General features: G+C 41.1%; 3 protein-coding genes. All 3 read right to left on the bottom strand.

Annotated features, from left to right (window positions below; genetic code table 11):
- Positions 1–93: 93 nt before the first annotated feature.
- Positions 94–1,515, bottom strand: a complete 1,422-nt coding sequence (locus ACLTXB_RS10235) for a serine/arginine repetitive matrix protein 2 (protein WP_428226038.1) — start codon at positions 1,513–1,515, stop codon at positions 94–96.
- Between the two features lie 212 nt (positions 1,516–1,727).
- Positions 1,728–2,495 (bottom strand): hypothetical protein, encoded by a 768-nt coding sequence (locus ACLTXB_RS10230; protein ID WP_428226915.1) that lies wholly within the window; start codon positions 2,493–2,495, stop codon positions 1,728–1,730.
- Between the two features lie 221 nt (positions 2,496–2,716).
- Positions 2,717–2,923: molecular chaperone (locus ACLTXB_RS10225; RefSeq protein WP_428226914.1), on the bottom strand; the 207-nt coding region annotated here is incomplete at its 5' end.

Here is a 2,923-nt window from a genome sequence, read left to right as displayed (position 1 = left end):
CATTATACTTCATCAACCTAAAGAATGGAAGATATTTTCTTGTTTCTTAAAGCAAAAGCACCTGTCATTTTCAAAACGAAAACAGCAAGTGCCTTAGAGCTCCATATCCTGTTTTTTGCTTTTCGCCGGAATTGTCCGGCTGACTTCACGCTCTGCCATTTCTTTCTTCTTGCGGCTTAACTGCTCTATAATAGAACTTTTGGCTTTCTTCTTAATTTGCTCCGTTCCGGCTTTTTTGACCTCCGGTTTCATCAGCGTGGTTTGGATTTTCTGAATGGTTGATTTCATAGCATTTGTGATTCTGGCAATCACGCCATCCAATCGTTTCACTGCATACTCGATTTCTTTCTTTGAAGCCTTACGCTCAGGGGAGAGGACCCATGCCTTAGACTGCTCCACCAGCTTAATATCCTCCTTGTGCGTTTCCAGTTTTACAGTATCAGCAACGACCTCAACCGCCTTGTTATAGGCAATATCTGCAACCTCGTCCACCAGAGCTTCCACATCTTCAATCTTCATCGTGAGTTCTTCCAACTTTTGCTCCTGTGCTGCCAGTTGCTCCTTTTGCTTGAAAAGAATATAGTCCTGTTTTTCCAGATAAGCACGACCACCATATTCCGGTTCTTCTTCCAGTTGTAAGCCATGCTTTTTCGCCACATCAAACAACAGCACTCGGCAGGCTGAATCGAAAGTCATCTTGCGGTTATTTTTTCTTCCGACAGGCTTCTCCGGTTCTGGCAGTTCAAACCCCAGTGCTTCCAAAGCCTTTTCCTGTTGTGGGGCAATCTCCCCATATTGATTTTCACAGTCGAACACATGACGCTCGTGAATATGAGGGGTGCTTTCATCCAAGTGCAGCGCCCAATTCAGGATATGGACATGAGAGCCGAAACGCTCATTTACGATTTCCATAAATTCTGTGACGATCTCAATGAGCAGTTCCGGCGGAACATGATTGTCAAGTGTTCCAATCTGATAGACCGTTTCCTCAGGACAGGTCTTTTTGCTTTTGAGTAAATCTCCGGTTTCCTTATTTCTTTCAGGGTGTCGGTTCTTCACATTTCTTTCGTTCTGTCCGGTTACAAAATCACGATACCGCTGACGATAAAAAAGCTGTTCCACATCTTCAAAAGTGGCAGACAGCTCATTTTCCTTTTCGGGATTTTTGAAATTGCGGAAGCCATTGTAACAGTCCCAATAGAGATTTTGTTTGGCTCGTTCTTCGTCAATGTGTTCGCTGTTGGCAATGTCAAAACTGCGGTCATTGTGCTTCGGATTATAAACGCCATTCTTTCCGGCTCGTCCATTGTGCCTTGTTAATTTCACATGAGTTCCTCCTTTTCTTTTTGATTTCCCCGACAGGGGAGAAGGGCAGCGAAGCTGATTCCTTGCGGCTTTCTGCGTCAAGTAATACCCAGTACTAAGTGGCGAAACGCCACTTAACTGGGCAAGGCTGCCGCCCTTGACCTGCACAGGGATATTGCATTCCCTGTACCCATGCACAAAGGGTTGCACCCTCTGTACTCCCGCCCGAACAAACTGACTTCGCCCCGTCCCAAGCTCTGTCAGTTCCTTCGGTTTTACAAAACAGTCCACCGGACTATTTTGCAAAAAGAAAAACCGACGCATGATCGCTTTACGCTCAATACATCGGTTTCTTCATCTGACCTTGACGGTCATATTCAGTTGTGGCAGATTGCAGATAGCCTACAATCAGAGGGCATATACTAAATGCTACCCAAACATTTTCTTATCAGTTTACATCCATGTGAATACAAAGACAGCTTTTTCTTTTTTCCAATATCTACATACCAGCCTTTTTGTCTTTGCTTATCCACAGCAACCAAGATTACTGTTGTTTGTGTACAAGTTTCAAATACTTCTTCAGAAACAATCATATTCATTCCATGATTCTTAACAAAAATTTTGGTTTCTTCTGATATTTCATCCATGTATGCAAAAATAATCAAACAAGAATTACCTGTTTTTTTCGTATTTATATGGTCAAGCTGCCTTTTGAGTAAATTTTTTATATCCTTTGCTTCTGAAACACTGACATAATAAGAAATGAAATCCTTTAATGGTGAAAACTTCTTTCTAAAAAGCAAGCCATCCGCCTGTGCTTCAAATTTGTAATTCAAGAATTTTTGTTTAATGCTATTTGCGTCTGATAATGCAATTTCACATAATCCTTGATTTTCATATTTCTTATACATCTTTGTTGCTTCATAATGTATCACATAAGCAACATTTTTATAGATTAGTACAACTGCAAGCATTCCAGTTATTATCCATCCCACAAGTACTGCTAATCCAAATTCTTGTTTTCCCTTACTCAGAAGTATAAAACAAAATACCAATAAGATAATAGCTATCAATGCTGACACTATTCCAAGTATAAAACAGTTTTTCCTTTTTCTGATTGTTTTCTCATCCCATTCATAATCTGCATTAGATGAAGTTGCTTTCTTTTTTTTAATCAATTTATTGCCCATAACAGCACCTCAAATTCAACTTTATTACTACACTCATTATACTTCATCAGCCTAAAGAATGGAAGAAAAAATTTTGTGTGCAGAGTTCCTGTTCAAGCCTTGTAACGCACATTTCCGCAAAATCCATAGTCCCAGATACTTTCCTCACAGGCAATAGGCAACGGTCAAAACATCAGGTCTGCACCTGACATTTTAACCGCATATCAGCCCTGATTATCACACTATCCCTGCTGACTGTTCAGCCCATGCTTTTTTGCATATTCACTGGCTTTCTGTCTGCGTTCCTCACTGTAAGGCGGCAAGAAACGGATAGACAGACGGGACTTTGTCAGCACATAAGAAACACCGCCTTGAACATTGGATTTTTCCAGTCTGCAAAGGTCAGGGTACTTCTTAGCAAAAGCAGCCAACCTCTTTTTCAATCCGGC

The sequence above is a fragment of the Flintibacter sp. genome (assembly GCF_046973065.1).
The sequence above is the reverse complement of the archived record's forward strand: the minus strand, read 5'-3'. Positions and strand labels throughout refer to the sequence as shown.